General features: G+C 43.2%; 19 protein-coding genes. 6 read left to right on the top strand and 13 right to left on the bottom strand.

What is annotated here, in order from left to right; translation table 11 throughout:
* Positions 1–142 precede the first annotated feature (142 nt).
* Positions 143–1,447 (bottom strand): inosine/guanosine kinase, encoded by a 1,305-nt coding sequence (locus tag FKN88_RS05365; RefSeq protein ID WP_040904781.1) that lies wholly within the window; start codon positions 1,445–1,447, stop codon positions 143–145.
* Positions 1,448–1,758: 311 nt separating this feature from the next.
* Here FKN88_RS05365 and mnmA point away from each other — a divergent pair, with 311 nt between their 5' ends.
* The 3 genes from mnmA to purB are packed head-to-tail and all read left to right on the top strand — an operon-like array spanning position 1,759 to position 4,942.
* Positions 1,759–2,877, top strand: a complete 1,119-nt coding sequence (mnmA, locus tag FKN88_RS05360) for a tRNA 2-thiouridine(34) synthase MnmA (protein ID WP_306687321.1) — start codon at positions 1,759–1,761, stop codon at positions 2,875–2,877.
* A 20-nt stretch (positions 2,878–2,897) separates the two neighbouring features.
* Positions 2,898–3,515: a high frequency lysogenization protein HflD gene (hflD, locus tag FKN88_RS05355; RefSeq protein WP_004395062.1), complete on the top strand. Its 618-nt coding sequence runs from the start codon at positions 2,898–2,900 to the stop codon at positions 3,513–3,515.
* A 56-nt stretch (positions 3,516–3,571) separates the two neighbouring features.
* Positions 3,572–4,942 (top strand): adenylosuccinate lyase, encoded by a 1,371-nt coding sequence (purB, locus tag FKN88_RS05350; RefSeq protein ID WP_306687322.1) that lies wholly within the window; start codon positions 3,572–3,574, stop codon positions 4,940–4,942.
* Between the two features lie 64 nt (positions 4,943–5,006).
* On the opposite strand, the gene FKN88_RS05345 is transcribed toward purB, so the two are convergent.
* The 9 genes from FKN88_RS05345 to htpX all read right to left on the bottom strand — a co-directional run bounded on the left by FKN88_RS05345 (position 5,007) and on the right by htpX (position 12,105).
* Positions 5,007–5,534, bottom strand: coding sequence for a DUF3833 domain-containing protein (locus FKN88_RS05345; protein WP_306687323.1), 528 nt, complete (start codon positions 5,532–5,534; stop codon positions 5,007–5,009).
* Positions 5,531–6,100 carry a hypothetical protein gene (locus FKN88_RS05340; protein WP_233268173.1) on the bottom strand — a complete coding sequence of 190 codons (570 nt, stop codon included), beginning with the start codon at positions 6,098–6,100 and terminating at the stop codon, positions 5,531–5,533. Before FKN88_RS05340 ends, FKN88_RS05345 begins: the two co-directional genes overlap by 4 nt.
* Positions 6,093–6,596 (bottom strand): DUF2878 domain-containing protein, encoded by a 504-nt coding sequence (locus tag FKN88_RS05335; RefSeq protein WP_154167899.1) that lies wholly within the window; start codon positions 6,594–6,596, stop codon positions 6,093–6,095. The genes FKN88_RS05340 and FKN88_RS05335 overlap by 8 nt, the downstream gene beginning before the upstream one ends.
* On the bottom strand, positions 6,596–7,834 hold the full coding sequence (locus FKN88_RS05330; RefSeq protein ID WP_161438400.1) for a cyclopropane-fatty-acyl-phospholipid synthase family protein: 1,239 nt from the start codon (positions 7,832–7,834) through the stop codon (positions 6,596–6,598). The genes FKN88_RS05335 and FKN88_RS05330 overlap by 1 nt, the downstream gene beginning before the upstream one ends.
* Positions 7,834–8,616 (bottom strand): DUF1365 domain-containing protein, encoded by a 783-nt coding sequence (locus FKN88_RS05325; RefSeq protein WP_306687325.1) that lies wholly within the window; start codon positions 8,614–8,616, stop codon positions 7,834–7,836. The genes FKN88_RS05330 and FKN88_RS05325 overlap by 1 nt, the downstream gene beginning before the upstream one ends.
* A complete protein-coding gene (locus FKN88_RS05320) occupies positions 8,616–9,893 on the bottom strand; it encodes an NAD(P)/FAD-dependent oxidoreductase (protein ID WP_154167897.1) in 1,278 nt (425 codons plus the stop codon). Before FKN88_RS05320 ends, FKN88_RS05325 begins: the two co-directional genes overlap by 1 nt.
* 15 nt (positions 9,894–9,908) lie before the next feature.
* Positions 9,909–10,634 carry an SDR family NAD(P)-dependent oxidoreductase gene (locus FKN88_RS05315; protein ID WP_158138565.1) on the bottom strand — a complete coding sequence of 242 codons (726 nt, stop codon included), beginning with the start codon at positions 10,632–10,634 and terminating at the stop codon, positions 9,909–9,911.
* The gene (locus FKN88_RS05310) at positions 10,631–11,050 is read right to left on the bottom strand and encodes a nuclear transport factor 2 family protein (RefSeq protein WP_158138566.1); all 420 of its coding nucleotides are present in this window, start codon (positions 11,048–11,050) and stop codon (positions 10,631–10,633) included. Before FKN88_RS05310 ends, FKN88_RS05315 begins: the two co-directional genes overlap by 4 nt.
* Positions 11,051–11,241: 191 nt before the next feature.
* Entirely contained in the window at positions 11,242–12,105 is an 864-nt protein-coding gene (gene htpX / locus FKN88_RS05305) for a protease HtpX (RefSeq protein WP_154167893.1), read from the bottom strand.
* A 295-nt stretch (positions 12,106–12,400) separates the two neighbouring features.
* On the opposite strand from htpX, the gene FKN88_RS05300 reads away from it, so the two are divergent.
* Positions 12,401–12,568, top strand: a complete 168-nt coding sequence (locus tag FKN88_RS05300; protein WP_004395053.1) for a hypothetical protein — start codon at positions 12,401–12,403, stop codon at positions 12,566–12,568.
* 101 nt (positions 12,569–12,669) lie between these two features.
* On the opposite strand, the gene metE is transcribed toward FKN88_RS05300, so the two are convergent.
* The gene (gene metE, locus FKN88_RS05295) at positions 12,670–14,961 is read right to left on the bottom strand and encodes a 5-methyltetrahydropteroyltriglutamate--homocysteine S-methyltransferase (protein WP_154167891.1); all 2,292 of its coding nucleotides are present in this window, start codon (positions 14,959–14,961) and stop codon (positions 12,670–12,672) included.
* Positions 14,962–15,218: 257 nt separating this feature from the next.
* On the opposite strand from metE, the gene metR reads away from it, so the two are divergent.
* Positions 15,219–16,130: an HTH-type transcriptional regulator MetR gene (metR, locus tag FKN88_RS05290; RefSeq protein WP_154167889.1), complete on the top strand. Its 912-nt coding sequence runs from the start codon at positions 15,219–15,221 to the stop codon at positions 16,128–16,130.
* Between the two features lie 21 nt (positions 16,131–16,151).
* Here metR and FKN88_RS05285 read toward each other — a convergent pair whose 3' ends face one another.
* Together FKN88_RS05285 and FKN88_RS05280 are read right to left on the bottom strand one after the other, a co-directional pair.
* Entirely contained in the window at positions 16,152–16,346 is a 195-nt protein-coding gene (locus FKN88_RS05285) for a DUF4250 domain-containing protein (protein WP_040904231.1), read from the bottom strand.
* A gap of 91 nt (positions 16,347–16,437) precedes the next feature.
* Positions 16,438–17,115 carry a hypothetical protein gene (locus FKN88_RS05280; protein ID WP_154167887.1) on the bottom strand — a complete coding sequence of 226 codons (678 nt, stop codon included), beginning with the start codon at positions 17,113–17,115 and terminating at the stop codon, positions 16,438–16,440.
* Positions 17,116–17,310: 195 nt separating this feature from the next.
* Here FKN88_RS05280 and FKN88_RS05275 point away from each other — a divergent pair, with 195 nt between their 5' ends.
* The gene (locus FKN88_RS05275) at positions 17,311–20,073 is read left to right on the top strand and encodes a pitrilysin family protein (RefSeq protein WP_154167885.1); all 2,763 of its coding nucleotides are present in this window, start codon (positions 17,311–17,313) and stop codon (positions 20,071–20,073) included.
* Positions 20,074–20,165: the final 92 nt, after the last annotated feature.

Raw genomic sequence — 20,165 nt, 5'->3', positions numbered from 1 at the left:
ATTCATCAACCTTGGAGCCTAACTCTCGATTAGTGAGTATTTCGTTAACAAAAGGGAATTTATCTGTCATACAATAAAGGCTCCTACTAGGAGCCTTTATTATTCACAGCGGCAAATAATCTGCCGCTGTGTGTTTGTGTTTTTATCGTTCCCAGTAGGCTTCTTCTAAGCTATCTTCTCGCTCAGGCAAGCCACGAGATAAACGAGGTGAATGTTGTACTAATACCTCATAACTGGCTCGATTAGAATATTTGCATACTTGAGAAAAAGAAGAGTATGTCAAAAATTGATATTGATGCTTACTTGAATTAGGTACATTTTCTTTATGGTACTTATTCGCCGCCATATCATGCAATAAAGCCGACAGTGCGGCATCACCTGCACCATTGGTATTTTTAATCTTTTCTGGTCCGCCCATATAAGGAGCGATATGCGAATAAACTCGGATAGGATTTTCGCAACCAAGACGACTGGTTGGGCGACTAAATTCATAACGATTAAATTCTGCAATTGAACCCGGTAATAAAGGTAGAGAGGTTTCACGTTTCGCTGAATCCTCGGTGTAACCGGCCATAAATAAACCCACAGGACCTGCTGTACAAAGTACTAAATCAACCCAATCTAACGCTTTATCAGAAGCGGCTAGTGGGTCTTGTTCTCCCGTTAAGGCTTGCGCTTCATCTTCATTCATCGCTAACACTGTAACGTGTTCACTTAAAAATCGCTGCCAAAACTCCGGGTCTTCCTGAATAACAAATTTAGTCCCGAGGGTTAATACTACAGGCACGTCGTATTTTTTTGCATACTCAATCGCTCTCATTGTCGCATCTGGCATCGGATCGCCCGCTTTACAACGTACTAAATAAGCCGTAATCACCAAAGCAGAAGCGGTACGGAAAATTTTCTCTGGAATATTATCTGGATTTAATTGGTTCATTTGACCTTCACTGATCGCAAAGGTTCGTTCACCATCCTCGGTGATTAAGGCAAAACAACGGCCAATCGCACCGTCAACACCTTGTAAATAATTAAGATCAACGCGACTAGAAGTATTACAAAGATAACGATAGCCATAGCTACCAATCTTAATATCTTGGCTCATTACCCCTAATAAGGTAGAGCGATCATCTGCCAGTACCGAATAGTTATGTAGTGTATTACCGATCGTCCCACCAGCATATTCACTACTAATTAATTGATTGCTTTTTAATTCCTGATAAAGCGCTTCTGCCGCCTCGTCATTGATCACTAAAGAGTGGCCTTTACTTAGTCCATAACGCTCAATCAGCTCAGAATCCACTTTCGCTTCAATGTCGACCAAAGTTTGATCAATTCCAATAATGTGTGTACGGGACATTTTTTTATTTTCTTGCGCTTGGATAACCAGTGGATCGCGAGCATGGACAGGAAAATAATGTTTAGATTTACGTTGGCCAGGAAATTTCATAGCGTCAATTCGGCTTGGGAATAAAAAGATGGGCGATTCTAACTCGCTCTCCACTAAAACAGCAACTAACAGAAACAAGGCAAACGTTTTCGTTATGGTTTTTATTTTTGTCTGTGTTGACTTATGCACCTTTGCGAATCTTTGCTTCGCACTTTGTCTCAGCGCTTACCTGATGCACCCGCCATCATGACAAAATGGCCGCAAATAGCTCAGATAATCAGCAAGGGAAGTGTGATTGCGGTCGCGGATCTGTCCTCGAAAAATTCTTTCTGTTAGAATCTGAACCCAAGTTAATTAAGTGGTATTACGTTATGTCAGATAACCGCAATGCAAACAGCCAAAAGAAAGTGATTGTTGGCATGTCAGGTGGCGTGGATTCCTCCGTTTCAGCCTATCTTTTACAACAACAAGGCTATCAAGTCGAAGGCTTGTTTATGAAGAATTGGGAGGAAGATGATAACGAGGAGTACTGTACTGCCGCTGAAGATTTAGCGGATGCTCAAGCGGTCTGTGACAAGCTAGGCATTTATCTGCATACCATTAATTTTGCTGCAGAATATTGGGATAATGTCTTTGAGTATTTCTTAGCTGAGTACAAAGCTGGCAGAACGCCTAATCCGGATATCCTCTGTAATAAAGAAATTAAATTCAAAGCCTTTCTTGAGTTTGCGGATGAAGTCCTCGACGCTGATTATATCGCTATGGGTCATTATGTACGCCGTACTTTCCCAACTCAAGGTGAAAAGCCACAAATGCTGCGTGGTTTAGACAGTAATAAAGACCAAAGTTACTTTTTATACACCCTGAGTCACGAACAAGTAGCAAGAAGTTTATTCCCTGTCGGGGAACTAGAAAAACCTGAAGTTCGTCGTATTGCTGAAGAGCAAGGTCTCATTACCGCCAAGAAGAAAGATTCCACAGGAATCTGTTTTATTGGTGAGCGCAAATTTACCGACTTCTTATCTCGCTATTTACCTGCACAACCGGGTAAAATTGAAACGCCGGAAGGCAAAGTGATTGGTGAACACCAAGGACTGATGTATCACACCCTAGGACAGCGTAAAGGCTTACATATTGGTGGTTTGAAAGACGGCAGTGAGCAACCTTGGTATGTGGCAGAAAAGGATTTACAACGTAATGTTTTGATTGCCGTGCAAGGCGCGGATCATCCGTTGTTAAAATCTCAGGGGTTAATGGCTTCTCAGCTACATTGGGTTTCTCGTCAAGCCATCACCGAGCCAACACGCTGCACGGTCAAAACTCGTTATCGTCAAACGGATATAGCTTGCACTATTATTCCGCTTGATGAACAAAACATCAAAGTGATGTTCGATGAACCACAAATTGCAGTTACCCCAGGACAATCTGCCGTTTTCTATCAAGGCGAAGTCTGCCTCGGTGGTGGGATTATTGAACAGCGCATTTCTTAGTTAACTGTAGGAGTATTTACGTGGCTAACACCAACTACGACCGTACTATCGCCTTTGCTGGAATGTGCCAAGCCGTGGCTTTGGTTCAACAAGTGGCAAAAAACGGTCACTGTGATTCAGACGCGTTTGCAACCTCACTCCAAGCCATCGTCAACCTTAATCCCAATAATACCGTGGATGTTTTCGGTAATGAGGCCAATTTAAAAGTTGGCCTTCAATGTCTAGTGAATGGGATTGATAGCACGCCATCAGGAGGTGAGGTGACTCGTTATCTGATTAGTTTGATGGCTTTAGAACGTAAATTACATACGCGACGCGATGCCATGGCTCAACTTGGCGACCGTTTGCAGATGTTAGAGCGTCAAGTAGAACATTTTGATCTGCTTGATGACACCATGATCAGTAATCTTGCTAGTGTTTATCTTGATGTGATCAGTCCTATTGGTCCACGCATTCAAGTAACGGGCACTCCAACGGTATTGCAACAAACCGCGAATCAACAAAAAGTACGTGCTTTGCTACTTTCCGGTATCCGCTGCGCTGTGCTTTGGCGTCAAGTCGGTGGTAAACGCCGCCATTTGATTTTTGGTCGTAAAAAGATGATCGAACAAGCTCAGATCTTGTTAGCAAGACTATAACGCTTGGCTTAACTCTTATTCACCTTCATTTTTAACTCACACTCCAGGAGAATAACATGGAACTGTCAGCATTGACTGCTGTTTCACCGGTAGATGGCCGATACGGAAGTAAAACGATTGCGTTGCGCAGTATCTTCAGTGAATATGGTCTCCTCAAGTACCGTACTATCGTTGAAATACGCTGGCTACAGAAGCTGGCTGCCACAGCAGAAATTAAAGAAGTCCCTGCGTTTAGCCAAGCAACCAATCAATTCCTTGACCAACTTGCTGAAAACTTTAGCGAACAAGATGCGCAACGTATCAAAGATATTGAACGGACCACCAATCACGATGTGAAAGCGGTAGAGTACTTCTTGAAAGAGAAAGTCGCGACAGTTCCAGAACTTCACGCCGTTAACGAATTTATCCACTTTGCTTGCACCTCTGAAGACATCAATAATACTTCGCATGCGTTGATGCTTAAAGAAGCGCGTGATACGGTCATTCTTCCGGAGATTCGTCGTATTATTGATGCTATTCGTCAATTAGCTGAAGAGTATCGTGATATTCCCCTCCTTTCTCGCACCCATGGTCAACCAGCATCGCCTTCTACCATGGGCAAAGAGATGGCTAATGTCGCGTATCGCATGGAGCGCCAATATAAGCAAATCGCTAATATTGAAATTTTAGCCAAGATCAACGGTGCCGTCGGTAACTACAATGCGCATCTTTCTGCTTATCCTGAAATTGATTGGCATAAATTCAGTGAAGAATTTGTCTGTGCGTCGTTAGGCGTCAATTGGAACCCTTACACAACACAGATTGAGCCACACGATTATATTGCCGAGCTCTTTGACGCTATTGCCCGTTTTAATACTATCCTCATCGACTTTGATCGTGATATCTGGGGATACATTGCTCTTGGTCACTTTAAGCAAAAAACCGTTGCGGGTGAAATTGGCTCTTCAACCATGCCTCATAAAGTCAATCCCATCGACTTTGAAAACTCGGAAGGTAATTTAGGCTTGGCTAACGCCATCTTTACCCATCTTGCGCAAAAATTGCCTATTTCACGCTGGCAACGCGATCTGACCGATTCTACCGTACTGCGTAATCTTGGAGTCGGTGTGGGTTATGCGATCATTGCTTATGCTTCAACCCTAAAAGGCATCAGCAAACTGGAAGTCAATCGTGACGCTCTATTGGCTGAACTCGATAAAAATTGGGAAGTATTGGCAGAACCCATTCAAACCGTGATGCGCCGCTACGGTATTGATCAACCATACGAAAAATTAAAAGAGTTAACCCGAGGTAAACGTGTTGATGGCGAAGCCATGCGCCAGTTTATTGATGGCTTAGCACTGCCTGATGCAGAGAAGGCCCGTCTTAAACAGATGACACCAGCGAGCTATATTGGTTATGCGATTGAGCTAACGGATCAACTCTAAGTGGTGAACTGATTAGACTAAAAAGGACTTCACATTGAAGTCCTTTTTTTGTTGATGCGCCCCGTTACTGCTTTTGGAAAAATAGGGTGATTTTACCGACTTCAATACCAAATTTCTTAATTTTGGTGAGGTTAAACATGTGACGATCATCTTGTCGATACATCCAATCATCAAACAACACTTCAATATCACGGCTGTCGGTGCTCAATAAAAATGAGTAACGCCAGTGCAATGCATTACCGACTTCTTTACCTTGAGCTTGACCAATAATATCATCAGCCTCACCGCGATATTCACCCTCTCCGGTGCGAGTGATCACCCAAATACGTTGGCTCTCCTCACCATCATCGAAAATAAAATCTTCGACCAGAGTCAGTACATCCCCTTCTACCGAACCTTCGATCAAAACTTCAAAACGTCGTGTTTGTTTATCGGTATAATCTTGCACCATCCCCCAAGCGTGGGTTGTGCCTGTAAAATAGTTGAACAGATCAAACTTTGGCTCTGCATCCTGATAATCATTGATCTCTGTTGAACAGCCAACCAACACCAGTGCAACATTTAACCAAAGAGCTTGCCAATACTTTTTCATCCGCGTTTTCCTACCAGTTGATTTCTTAATCTAGGATAATCACTCCGTGGTGATAACCAAATGGCCAAAAATGCCTCATTCATTTGGGGGTCAATCACCTCGCCACGAACGTGTTTATCTGTTGGTGTTGGAAAATACCACAACTGTCCATGCTGACCGTCCGAGAGATAAACGAGGCGCTGATCTTTTTCTACCGTTGGAAATAGGTGACTTAACTGGGCCATCCATGACTCAATGTTTGCCGCAGAGTAACCGAGTTTTTGCCACTGCTTTTCGGTGGCCTCCAATAGCTGTTCACGACGAATCGTACGTAGGTAATGGATCTCTAAAGCCAAAGGATGAGTCGCCACCTCTTGACCGGGCTGCTTCTGGTATTGACCATCGGGAGAACGTAGCTGGGAGTGATAAACATCCCAAAATAACCACGATAGCGTAGCCTGTCCAACCACTGGCCAATCACGCCAAACATCCTGCCTTTCTCCTTGTGGTTTATCGGCTTCTGCTCTCAGCGAAATAGACAACATCATGACGACCAAAAGCGAAATACGAATAACCCATTTATACACGCTGAGCGTTCCTTGCATGACTAAACACCTTTAATAAGCACCATGTGAGCCCTGCCCATTGGACAAATAAAATGCCCATTACGGTCAGAACCGTCCATTGAAAATCCACTGCCGCAAATCGATAACCGGCCCAATAACTGACAGCGCCACCCAAGCCACCTAAAATGATAATCCAACGTGGCGAATGGTGTTGAATCGCAGGGATAAGCAACCGAGCGTACCATGCAAAACCACACCATAAGATAACCAACCAAAATGGAATAGGATGCTCCGTAGGAAAAACAAACAGGCCGATGGCACCATTGATGATATCCAATAGCACTCCCGCTCCGGCCAACAGCATTACTGGGAAAAGTGAGGTTAACTGAGTGTATGCCATACTAAGCCAAGCGATGATGACCAACACTAAAGTCAACCATTGCCAGTCGGTCTGGCCCCAGACAGCAGACCACCAAATAACTTCAAACAGTAATGAAGGCAGCAGTAGTTTGCGCATTAAGCACCTTTCTGGAAGGTCATATGAATCGTACTGATCGTCCGAGCCTGAAAACCACCTTCGCAATAGCACAAATAATAACGCCACATACGAATAAATCGTTCATCGTAGCCTAACCGTTGCACCTCTGGTAACGCCGCTTCAAAACGCAAACGCCAATCGGCTAAGGTATGCGCATAATCTAACCCAATATCAAAAACATTGCGCACCACCAAATTGCTAAACCGAGTTGCCATTTGAGTTAAGGCGGTAATCGAGGGTAAAAAACCACCAGGAAAGATGTATTTTTGAATAAAATCAACATTATTACTGTAATAGTCATAACGTTGATCGGTAATCGTGATCGCTTGAATCGCCATTAAGCCTTGTGGCTTCAATAATTGATTACACTGTTGGATATAAGATTTTAAGTAAGCTTTACCAACCGCTTCAATCATCTCAATAGAGACTAATTTATCAAACTGTCCCGTGAGCTGACGATAATCTTGTTTTAATAAGGTAATTTGGTCCGTTAAACCCAGCGACTCAACTAATGCCTGTGTGTAGGCAAACTGCTCTTCAGAAATGGTCGTGGTGGTCACTTTACAACCATAAGTTTGTGCCATGTAAATCGCCATCGCTCCCCAGCCTGTCCCGATCTCTAACACATGATCGCTGGCTTGCAATTGCAACTGCTGACACAAACGCTCCATTTTATTCAGTTGTGCTTGCTCTAAACTGTCAGTACTGTTTAGATAAAGTGCGCTAGAGTACAGCATTCTTTTATCTAAAAAGGTTTGGTACAGATCGTTACCAAGATCATAATGCGCTTCAATATTTTGCTTAGCTTGACCAAGGGAATTACGCTTTAACCAGTGCCCCATTTGATTGAGCCAGCGCATCACAATACTACTTTGCGCTTCCAGCTTATCGAGCGCGGCTAAATTTCGCGCCATTAATTCCATCACTGCGGTTAAATCGGGGCTATCCCACCAACCATCCATGTAGGCTTCTGCGGCGGCGATACTGCCACCTTTGAGTAAACGAGCATAGAAATGAGGATGTTTAACCTCTACCGTCGCGTGGATCTGCCCCTCTTGGGCTGGACCAAACTGTTCAATACCCACTTCATTGAACGATTCTTTGATGGTTAAACAGCCAATTTGCATTAGGTTGAGAGACTTGAATGCCATTGCCCGCGCCCCTTTTTGTAAAACAGTTAGCGTCTTGGGCATATCCAAAGAAGAAGAGTGTGACATTAGCGTTTCTCCTTATTATTTTTGTTTACTGACGATGAATCTGGATGAGCATAAAAAGGGGCTCCTTTTATCCATAACTTCAACGCATGCCAATAGATTCCCACCATCACTTTAATTGTCATGATTGGCGTTTTCATTAATAGCTTAAGTAATTGAGCAGACGTAAAAGGCCGCGCTTTTAAGGTCAGCGTCGCATCGAATTCTTTATGCTGACGATGACACTCTAAATGCACCATTAAGCCTTGATTGAGCGGTTTTAGCTTCCAAACATACTGCTGATCAATTGGGTTAAATGGTGAAACATGGAAGGCTTTAGCATGTTGCCAATGCTGATTATCCACCCCCGCCTCTGCCGGTAACGCATAGTAGTGACGCTCATTCCATGGCGTATTACTGACCTCTGCCAATAAATAACGCCATTCTCCTTGATGGTCATACAAGTAATAAAAATTGACTGGGCTAAAATAGAGACCGAGGTAACGTAAATGGACCACTGCCAATACTTTACCTTCGATACGCTGACCAGTGAGTTCATGAACTTTATCTTGCACCGCAGCTTTCAAATCACCTTGACCAAGATAATCTTGACGACGAAAACGTGCCCAATGCCACCATTTCTCACCCAACCCCCACACGTTTTGCTGAAGCTCAGACCACTGATCGAGGTCAATCGCAGGCATAAAGAGTGGGTAGGTCAAATCATGCGCCACTGGCGATAAACGCCGATGACGCACATGTCCAACCATTAAGGCACTGCTTACCGCGTTATCTTGACTGTGCATTACGCAGCCCCTTGCTGAGCCGTATTGGTCTGCGCGCTAAGGCGGGTTACAACATCTAATGCACTTTTAACACCATCTTCATGAAAACCGTTATGCCAGTAGGCACCACAGAACCAGGTGTGATTAACCCCACTGATCTCTGCTTTGCGTTGCTGGGCAGCTATCGCGGCACGGTTAAATACCGGATGATGATACGTAAATTTACGCAGCACTTTATTGGGATTAATACTTTCGCTGCTGTTTAAGGTGACACAGAACGTTTCTGAGCTATCAATATGCTGCAATATATTCATATTGTAAGTTAAAGCCGGCAAACGGGTCTCTTGATCCACGTCCCCTGCCAAGCGATAGTTCCACGATGCCCAAGCCGCTTTTCGCTTTGGTAATAAGCTGGTATCCGTGTGTAAAATCACTTCATTGGCTTGATAACCCATGGCGCCGAGTAATTCACGCTCAATATGATTAGCATCCGATAACAAAGCTAACGCTTGATCGCTATGACAAGCAAAAATCACCTCATCAAAGTGTTCAATTTTGCCATGCACTTGCAGTTCAATACCTTGTCCGCTCCGTCGCAACCACTCAACAGGAGCATTGAGACGAATCTTATCGCGAAATCCTTGGGTTAACGGTTCAATATACGCTCGAGAGCCCCCTTCAATCACATACCACTGAGGACGATGAGTAATATCTAATAAGCCATGATTGAGGAAAAAACGCAGAAAAAACGTCAAAGGAAAAGCACGCATATCGGCCAATGAAGAAGACCATATCGCCGCTCCCATCGGTAAAATATAATTCTCACAAAAATAATCAGAGAATTGATGATGATGCAAAAATTCTCCGAGAGTTTGAACACTATGCTCTGCATCAGCCGCCGCGGCTTTAGCGAGTTGATTGAAGCGTAATATTTCGCGGATAAAACGATAAAAACTTGGCTTAAACCAATTACGCTTCTGAGCAAACAACGTCGTGATGGTATGGCCATTATACTCAAGGCCATTGGCATCATTACGTACACTAAAACTCATTTGTGTTGCGACGCCACGTACGCCAATCTCATTCATCATTTTGATAAAGTTTGGATACGTGCGATCGTTGTACACGATAAACCCCGTATCAATCGCATAAGACTGGCCGTTCAGTTCAACATCTACTGTGGCGGTATGCCCACCAATATAATCATTCGCTTCAAAAATCGTTACATCATGCTGTTGATGCAAGTAATGCCCACAAGTGAGCCCTGATATACCACTTCCAATAATGGCAATTTTCATTGTTATGTTGTCCTTCTATGCGCCAACTAATCGTTTAACAATAGCGTGCTGCCAGCGGTAAGGCAGTGCCGCAATTAAACGAATGATCCAAGTAAATACCGCAGGAAAATATATGCTCTGCTTACCTTTGGCCAGTCCTTGCCTGATCGCCAAAGAGGCTTGCTCGACGGTAATGATCATCGGCATAGGAAAGGTATTTTTATCGGTCAAAGGTGTAGTGACAAAACCCGGGAAGATGGTCGTAACCTCTACCTCCTTGGCTTGCCAATCTAATCGTAACGTTCGAGCCAAGTAGTTGACCGCCGCTTTTGAAGCACCATAAGCTTCCGCTCTTGGCAGGGGAAGCTCACTGGCGATAGAGCCAACAAAAGCCACTCGATGTCCCTGAGTTAGATAAGGTTGAATGCCCTCAATGCAGTGCGCAATACCCAGTACATTAACCTCAAAAACGCGGCCTAATAATGCAGAGTCCATGACGCCATCATCAATGTATTCACAACTTCCGGCATTGAGAATCCAAAGGGTTGGAACCACCGTCAAAGAAGATAAAGCGTTGAGTGTGGCATGACGATCAGTGACATCGGCAATCAGAATTTCAATCGTGGGATACTCGGCTTGTAATGTTTGCAATGCCGTCAAATTACGCCCACAAGCAATCACCGACCAACCTTGTTGAGCATAATCTTTAGCAAGCTGCAAACCTATGCCTGAACTAGCTCCGGTGATCAAGACACCATTCATTGGCCTAACCTCCGTTTCACCGCGCGAACTAAGCTACCCAGCAGCGGTAATTGCTCGTAGAGCATTTCACCTAAATCAAAATAATCTCGATGATAAATGACTTTATCGTCTTGAAACTTAATCTGGCTCATACCCTGAACATCAATCACTCGACCACTGGCAAGCTTAGGATGCTGTAAGTGCATCGTCCAGACGAGAAACGCCGTTTGTTCAATTTGATGTTGTTCATGAATAGTAAATTCACATCGCTGCACATTTTGATAAAGGTTAACAAAGTACTGATGTAAGCTTTCTAGACCTTCAATACGGTGTGCAGCGTCAGCGAAAACCACGTGTTGATGGTAAATTTCAGGCAAACGATGCAAAGTATGCTTGCTGAGCTGACAGTAGAATTGACCAACCGTTTGAACATCCATGTGGAACCTCGTAGTTATACAAAATAATTTTTCGTACAATATAATGATAAGATAGTGCATTTTATAAAGTTGTACGAAAAAAAATTTGTACAACTTTATAAAAATGAGATACGACATGAAGAGATAAAACGATCAATCGATAAAAAAGAAAAACCAGCCCGAAGGCTGGTTAATGAATGATAAATAATGGATTATGAGTTACGTAATGCGGCAATACGTTTATCTAACGGTGGATGGCTCATCAATAGCTCCATAACCGTACGCTTACCGTTAATACCAAACGCCATCATCGACCCCTCTAACTCCGACTCGTGACTCATTTTCAAACGCTCTAAAGCGGCAATCATTTTGTGTTTACCCACTAGTTGAGCAGCGCCTGCATCCGCATGAAATTCACGATGGCGGCTATACCACATAGTGATAAAGCTCGCTAAGAAACCAAACACCAATTCCAAAGCCATAGAGACACCAAAGTAAACCATCATATTGCTACCTTGCCCTTCATCTGAGTTGCGAGAAGAAACAATATTAGCGATAAAACGCGATAAGAATATCACGAAGGTATTCACTACGCCTTGCATCAATGTCATAGTTACCATGTCCCCATTAGCAATATGGCTTACCTCATGGGCTAATACCGCTTCTGCTTCATCACGAGTCATGTTGTGCAATAGACCGGTCGATACAGCGACTAACGAGTCGTTACGCTTGGCACCTGTAGCAAATGCGTTCATATCAGGGGCATCATAAATAGCCACGGTCGGCATACCAATACCCGCTTGCTGCGATTGACGCTCGACGGTTTGCAGTAACCAATGTTCCATCTCATTGCGTGGCGTTTCAATGACTCTGCCTCCTACCGAGCGCAGAGCCATACTTTTTGACATAAGAAGTGAAATAAATGAACCACCAAAACCAAATACCGCTGCCAAAACTAACAAGCCAGACAAACTACCATGCTGAATGCCTGTTGTTGCATAAACGATATTCAGAACAACACTGAGCACCAGCACAACGGCTAGGTTGGTTGCTAAGAATAAAAATACTCGCTTCATTACTTCTCTCCAAATAGGATGTTTTGATTAATTGTACCGATGATATATCAGTCAACTTTTACTTTTATATAGAGATAGTGTTATCGATTTAATATTCAAGGTTAAGTGCTAAATTGCAACATTTAATGTCCGAGAAATTAACCAACAGATCCGATCAGTAAAAAGTTAGACTTTGGTCTTATTGAGGGGCGTAGTTAAAGCGATTAGATTGATCTAAGTCAATGGCTATAAGCAAACTATTTGCAGATTCAGCTAAAAAGCGGATATATCACAGCAAGCAAAGGAAACTACCACCATGGCCGAAGTCAATAGCTACCAAATGGCAATCGATTTACTGTGTTGTCATCTAGGATTAACCGTTGAAGAAGCAAAACAGCAATTGGGCATTACCACTCAGCCAACCATGCAAACACCAGTCAGTGATATCCAACAATCGTTACTCGGTCTATCACAAGATAAATAAGATTGAGAACCATCAAAAAATGAACGTTCTCAAAAAAGCCGCCATTTAAACCCATGGCGGCTTTTTTATATTCAACAGAAAAACATCCCTCAACCGAAGTGTTAAGCTTTTGTTTGCCACTCATTACGTAGTGTTTTTGCTGCAAGCACCAAGTTGTTTAATGCCGCTTCCACCTCTGGCCAATTACGCGTTTTTAAGCCACAGTCCGGATTAACCCACAAACGTTCAACCGGAATTTTTTCCGCCGCCTTACGGAGTAAACCTTCTATCCATTGTTGCGAAGGAATATTAGGGGAATGAATATCATACACACCAGGGCCAATCGCATTAGGGTAATTAAATACCTCAAATGCTTTAAGCAATTCCATATTAGAACGTGAGGTTTCGATGGTAATTACATCGGCGTCTAACGCAGCGACAGAATCAATAATTTCGTTAAATTCGCTGTAGCACATATGAGTATGGATCTGTGTTTCTGGGCGCGCCACCGCTGCAGAGATCTTAAAAGCCTCCACAGCCCACTGTAAATACGCTTGATGATCGCGCTTTTTCAGCGGCAAACCTTCACGAATCGCTGGCTCATCAATCTGAATAATATTGATGCCCGCATCTTGCAGATCGGCAACTTCATCACGTAAAGCCAGTGCTAATTGCTGAGCAATGTGCTGACGAGAAATATCTTCTCGTGGGAATGTCCAACATAAAATGGTCACAGGCCCAGTTAACATCCCTTTCATTTGCTTGCTGGTTAATGACTGAGCATAAGTCGACCAACCTACTGTTATTGGCTGTTCTCTTTCAATATCGGCCACTACGATTGCCGGCTTAACGCAGCGCGAGCCATAACTCTGTACCCAACCAAATTGCGTGGTTTGAAAACCAGCGAGGTTTTCCGCAAAATATTCCACCATGTCATTACGTTCAGCTTCACCATGTACTAATACGTCTAAACCTAATGCTTCCTGACGCTGCACCGCATCGGCGATATGCCCTTTAAGCGCTTGCTCGTATTGATCTTGAGTTAATTTACCTTGTCGATAAGCACTGCGCTCAGCGCGGATATCGCCCGTTTGTGGGAAAGAACCAATCGTCGTCGTCGGTAATAATGGTAAACCTAATACTTCTTGCTGATGATAGGCTCGCTCACTGTATGGTGCACTGCGCTCTGCCAGTGCTTGGCTAATACTCTGTAAACGTGTTTGCACTTGAGGCTTATTAACATGCAGGGCACTTTTTCGCGCGACAATCGGTAAGCTGTAAGTATCGCAAGCTAAGATCGCCGCTTGATCGCCATCGAGCGCTTTCGCGAGTAAAGCCACTTCGGTAATTTTTTGCTTGGCAAAAGCAAACCAGCTGCGCACCTCCGCTGATAGAGTTGACTCTAAATCCAAATCCACCGGACTGTGTAATAAAGAGCAAGAACTGGCCAACCAGAGCCTGTCACCCAATTGTTCTTTTACGGGTTGTAATAACGTTAATAATGCGGCTAAATCTGCACGCCATACATTACGACCATTAATCACCCCTGCCGATAACACCCAATCTTGAGGTAACTTCTCAACCACGCTATTTAACTGTTGAGGCGCGGCTGAAAGATCGATGTGCAAACCATTGACCGGTAATTCAATAATTTTATCTAAGCTATCAACTACCGAATCAAAGTACGTGGTGAGTAACAGTTTCACCTCTCCTTGCAGAACTTGATAAGCTAATTTAAACGCATCTTGCCATTTTGGCTCTAACTCAAGGGCTAAAATCGGTTCATCAATTTGTACCCACGTCACGCCCTGTTTGGCTAATTTAGCCAAAATAGCTTGATACGCCGTTAATAGTCTTGGTAATAAGCTTAGGCGATCAAATCCTTCTTCGACCTCTTTACCTAAATACAAGTAGCTTAATGGCCCTAGCAACACGGGTTTAACTTGATGACCAGCTTTAATCGCTTCATTGACTTCATCAAACAGCTGCGGCCAACTGACTTCAAAACTATCATCAGCACTAAACTCTGGCACAATATAGTGGTAATTGGTATTAAACCACTTGGTCATATCCGAGGCGGCGCTGCCACTGCAGCCACAGCTATTTTGCGATTGACCACGGCCAACACGAAATAAGGTATCCAGATCAGGCGAACCATCACGATGGCGCTTAGGCGCATGACCAAGTAACAAGGTGGTCGTTAACACATGATCATACCAAGCAAAATCGCCAGCCGTGACAAAACTTAATCCTGCATCTTTTTGCCATTGCCAGTTTTGTTGTCGAATGTCACTGCCTAGCTGTTGCAATTGATTTTGCGTTATCTCACCTCGCCAGTATTGCTCTAAAGCGAATTTCAGTTGACGTTTTTCACCGATACGTGGGTAGCCGAGAATATGTGTTGTCGTTGCCATGGTTGTTATCCTTTTATAATTCATTTTTGCAGACATCCATCGCACCAAAGATGTCCGGATGTCCAAACTATCTCGCTAATCCATGGCCGGTACAATCGCCAATTATTCAACTTGTTTATTAAATAAATTCATGTTGATGTTCGATAACTTCACTTCTTTAAATGCCAAACAGCCATCTAGATGTTTACAGCTCCAAAAAAACAACGTAAGTTAAATAGCAATAGACCAGAATAAAGATAAAACGATGACGGTGACGCATGATAGAACTTAAACATTTAAAAACCTTAGTGTCGCTACGTGAGACAGGATCGCTAACCGCAACAGCGACGAGTCTCCACTTAACGCAATCGGCTCTATCGCATCAAATTAAAGATCTCGAAGCGCGAATTGGTGGGCAACTTTTTTTGCGTAAAACGCGTCCTGTGCGCTTTACCTCTGAAGGAGATATTTTATTGAAAGTCGCCGATGAAATACTGCCGAGACTGGCGAAAGCCGAAAATGAACTGGCTAGTCTAAAAGAAGACGTTAATGGCCGATTACACATGGCGATTGAGTGTCATTCATGCTTTCAATGGTTGATGCCTGCGTTACGTGAATACCAAGTTGCTTGGCCGAGCGTTACTCTCGATTTTTCTTCTGGTTTTGGCTTTGAGCCCCTCCCTGCATTGCTGGCTGGAGAGCTTGATTTAGTGATCACATCAGATATTCTTCCTCGCTCTGAAGTGCATTATGAGCCGCTGTTTGATTTTGAAATGCGCTTGATCACGGCAACCACTCATCCATTAGCAGAGAAAACCTCGATTAGTGCGCACGATTTAGCCGACCAAACCATGCTGAGCTATCCGGTACAAAAACAGCGCTTGGATGTCGTAAAGCACTTTTTACAACCGGCAGGTATTGAACCCGCAAAATGGAAACAAGCCGATAACACTCTGATGTTGGTGCAGATGGTCTCTGCAGGATTAGGAGTAGCAACATTGCCAAATTGGGCGATCAGTGAGTTTTCACGTCAAGGGTTGATCACCAGTAAGCCGCTAGGCGATGGCTTGTGGCGCAGGCTATTTGCGGCAACTCGTAATAGTGAAAAAAACAAACATTACTTACAAGCCTTCTTCGCTATTGCTCGCCAACAATGCAAAAGCCACCTTGAGGGGATCAAGATGGCTTAAAAATCAATAGGCCTCGTAAAGTTAGACCGCTTTAAACTGGTTGGTGAGAGGGTCGTATCTAAAACCTAAGTTTTGCAGCTTACCAACCACATGTTCTTCATTCATCTCATACATTGAGACTAATTCACCCAAGCTATCACATTCAAGCCGCAGCTTCTCATTTACAATACCGAGTAAAATGGCATCATCAAGACGGCTCACATTGCTTAAATCCATCATCATGCTCCTCTATCGCCATACGCCCTATTAATAAGCTTAGTCGTAATTAGTCGAATGGAAAGTGAGCCGTCTCTCGAAACACAGTCAATTACAGGTAAAGATGATGAAAACCCGTAGCCGCAATCAAAATCAACGTTTGGGCAAGGATCAATTGTCCTTTGCTCACAGGCTTAACCAATAATAAATGCCAACACCAAACCACAATACCTATCACTAGTAATGAAAAACTTATCAATAAAGGTTGAGTCAATGCGGAGAGAGATTGCGCATCGAGTTGATAGGAATAAGGAACAATACAGAGTGTGGCGATCATCGCCGACAAAATTCCCATCACTGGCAATAGACGATGAAAGGCTTGTAAACGCGTACGAGCAATAGTTAATAACAGGTGCCCTAATAACGCGCCTAATAAAAATATCAGGCTGAGCAGAGACAAGCTTGCAGACCAATTAACCGTTTCAGTGATCAAAATCGCGACAAAGGCTAATGCTAAACCATCAGCCAGATACATCACCCACAACGGCCCTTCTTGACGTGTTTTTTTAGTTTGCACTTGCGAGTAAAAATAAAGCAAAGCAAATACGACTAAAAATGCCTCAACTTTTAATGACGCAACCGCAACCCATAAAATAGCCAGCACAGGCAGCACTTTATGTATTCGCCCCCGTTGCCCAGGACAAATATCGCCTTTGACCAACACGAGGGTCAACAACACTTGTGCGCCCAATAACATAGGAGCCATCACACTCAATAGGGAATAAAGCATAAATTCTTCGTTACATAATGAAAAACGGATGGGGATGATAACAAAAGCGTCACACCTCTGCCTACCTCGATTTTAATATTGACAGTCATATCATTCTTATTGATTCGATTCGTTATTCTCATCGAGAATCATAAATATCTAGCACCATCATGAACGACTTCTTGTTTATAGTACGAAAAAAATCAAGAGGTCACTATGAACACACGAATAATGGCTGGGTTAGTTTCCCTTTCTTTACTGGGTTGTGTCTCTCACCACCCTACTACACCTTTACAAGCCGATCAGCGATGGGTAACGGGTCAATTAGAGAATGGCTTAACCTATCATCTGTACCCTGATCATCATCAACCCGTTTCCATTCGTTTTTATGTCCATGCGGGGTCGCTACAAGAAAGTCCTGAACAATCCGGCTACGCGCATTTCGTCGAACATATGGCTTTTAATGGCAGTATCCATTACCAACATAATGATGTGATTAAGATGGTGCAGCAGACCGGAGCCAGTTTTGGGGCCGACCTGAATGCATTTACTAGCTACAAAGAAACCGTCTATAGCCTCGATTTGCCGGATAACCTAGCGATAGACAAAGCATTACTCTGGTTTAGAGATATTGCCGACGGTCTACATTTTACGCCGCAAGAAGTTGAAAAAGAAAAAGGCGTGATCATGGGTGAATTTCGTTATCGAATAAGTGACGATAAACCATTTGAACAAAAATTTTATGAGCAATTAATCGCAAAAACGATTTATGCTCAACATGACGTATTAGGAACGCGAGATAGTGTTCAACAAGCGACTCCTGAACGCCTAAAAACCTTTTATCAAACGTGGTATCAACCTCAATTAACAGAAATTGTCATTACGGGTAATGTCACTCTCGAACAAGGTGAAAAATGGATACAAGAGTACTTTGCTGACTGGCAGGCTGGTGAAACACTTCGCCCAGTTCTTCCAAGTCAAACAAAATTGGATACACAAGATTTTATTGATTACGTCGCGACTGGTGAACACCCAAGTTTTTCTCTGTTAATCGATCGTGGAGAACATCGTATTACCAATCACGAACAGTTAATTAATCATCGTCTAGATAATATTGCTGAACAACTCATCTCTTATCGACTTGCTGCCGAGTTTAATCAAGCCGCACAAGTTCATACTCAATTACATACGATCAGTTATCGTATACTTGATCAACGCTATTCTCTGATCAGTGTGGCTTTTCCTTACCAACAAAGAGGTATGGTCACCGACCTTACCTTATCGACATTGTCGTCACTCCGTGATTTTGGCGTCAGCGAGCAAGAGCTACAGGCGGTACTTCATTCGTACCAAGATGACCTCCTGTATGCGACTCAAAACAAGCATAATCGGTTACCCCCTGAACATGCGAATGATCGAGTTTGGGCTATCTCTAACCAAGAGGTACTACAAAGTGACCTCGATTTTCAGTATGGTCTAAAACAGTTACTCAGCAAAGCTTCTGTTGAAGAGGTCAATCGTCACTTAAAACAGTTACTGCGTAGTGATGCCACCATCATTATTGGTGCTGATCGACAAGAAACTTTATCCAAACTCACCAATCAACGAGATCATATACAAAAAACCAAGCAACGCCGTGGGATAAAAACTGAAATAGCCGACATTAATCCTGCATTGTATCAACCGATACAACAAGGAGAGATTATTAGCTCACAGTCTATCCACACCGACCCTGATATTGTTCATTGGCAATTAGAAAATGGTGTGGATGCTTATTTATTAAGAACATATAGTGGGAAAAAAAAGCTGCAACTTTTTTACTCTAGCTTAGGTGGCTACGCTGCTTTACCCAATGACCTATTTTATGCAACCGATATTTCACCGACCGTTCTGATGCAATCGGGTTTGGGTGACATGAATGGAGCACAAACGGACAGCTACTTGAAACGCAAAAATATGTCGATGGCGACCTTTATTGATACCACCTCACACTGGTTAAGATTGGAAATGAATCAAAAGGATTTAGATGAAGGGTTCGCGATGATTCACCAGTTCTCTACACGGCCAAATCTTGATCTCATAAAACTGGATACGACCAATCAGCAACACAGAGCTAACTTAAGTCAATTTGTGGCGACGCCCCTTGGCCAACTCATTAAAACCGTTAGCCATGATTCTTATAATCCGAGCAGTGCCCATTGGTTTAGGGATACTCAAGATCAACCGATTCCGACGGCAGATCAAGTCATGCAAGTGCATCAACAACTCTTTCAGCAAGGTAACTTTACTTTGGTTATCGTTGGCGATGTGACACCCTCGACCATCACTCCCTTATTACGTCAATATATTGCTAATATTCCACTAGCGCCATCGCAACCACTTAGACTTACTGCGGACTATTCAACCTCCATCAGTTCACAATTAGAATTACCGATAAATACAGACAACCACACTCTGATTGTTCATCGTTATATTGCTGCTGATTCCTCAGTCAAAAGCGCAAAAACCGTGTTCCTAGAAGACATGCTCTATCGCTTAGCGACACAAAGATTATTAGCCAACATTAGAGAAAATAAAGGGTTGGATTATACCCCTGAGGTTATCCCACTCAATAAGGATAGTGAACCGAGTTCTGATTGGTCATTTATTACCACCATTGATTCGGCTTATGTTGAGCAAACACAACAAGCTGTTCAGGAAGTTATCGAGAGTTTAACGCAGTATATCAGCCAAGAAGAAGTACAAACTGTCGCGAAACAACTCATCGTAGATTTAAAACCATTACAAGATAGACCAGAACAAATGGCATCAATGCTTAGCCGTTACCTTATTCATGGTTATGGTATTGAAGCTCTAATGAATATCGAAGATACGGCGAATAGCATTCGTGCTGAAGAGATGCAGCATCGAGCAAAGCAAATGTTTGGTGATACAAGTATCAAGCAAATCAGCATAATGACACCTAAACAGAGCGGTTAATCTATTGCTCTAAGGCAAAGCTGCTCTAAACCGAGATACCCAAACGACGTACTAAAGCACTCAAGTCGATTATGGGTATTTTAGGGTAAAGA

This window comes from Vibrio sp. 2017_1457_13 (assembly GCF_030851525.1).
GTDB classification, from domain to species: domain Bacteria; phylum Pseudomonadota; class Gammaproteobacteria; order Enterobacterales; family Vibrionaceae; genus Vibrio; species Vibrio metschnikovii.
The sequence above is the reverse complement of the archived record's forward strand: the minus strand, read 5'-3'. Positions and strand labels throughout refer to the sequence as shown.